We start from the raw sequence: 636 nt of genomic DNA, 5'->3' as shown, positions 1-636 counted from the left end.
CTTGCCGACACCACCAACCCCATCATTCACACCTTTCAGCAAAGCTTTGCCGATTGCGGCCTGCCCGTTCCCGAAGCCGACCAAATCCGCCCGCTCATCGGATACAGCCTCTCCGGCATCATTCGCCGCCTTGCCCACAACGTCAGCGAACACATTCAGGAAACCCTGATTGAGACCTATGCCGCGCACTACCTCAATCCCAACAACCACAACATGACTCTGTTCCCCGAAGCCCTGCCCTGCCTGCAACGCTTGAAACAACAAGGCTATTGGCTTGCCATCGCCACCGGCAAAGGCCGAAGCGGCTTGGACAAAGCCATCGCACAAACCGACACTCAAGACTTTTGGCTGGAAACCGCCTGCGCCAGCGAATATCCGTCCAAACCCGCGCCCGATATGGTACTTGCCCTCTGTGACCGACTGGGTATTGAACCGGAAGAGGCCGTCGTCGTCGGTGACACCACCCACGACCTAGAAATGGCCGCCAACGCCAAAATCCGCGCCATCGCCGTCACCACCGGCGCACATACTGCCAAACAGCTTTCCTCCATGCCCCATGTTGCCATGCTCAATAGCTTGGCCGAATTGCCCGATGTATTGGAAACCATATAAAAGGCTATACAACATCTATATGAA

General features: G+C 56.1%; 1 protein-coding gene. It reads left to right on the top strand.

Going from position 1 to position 636, the window contains the following annotated elements; all coding sequences use genetic code 11:
- Window positions 1-612, top strand: a 612-nt coding sequence (locus ACTHUM_RS17330; RefSeq protein WP_440403604.1) for an HAD-IA family hydrolase, incomplete at its 5' end; no start/stop codon positions are given.
- Between the last annotated feature and the right edge of the window lie 24 nt (window positions 613-636).

This window comes from Neisseria sp. P0021.S006 (assembly GCF_051956895.1).
This window is presented reverse-complemented; position numbering and strand designations above follow the sequence as displayed.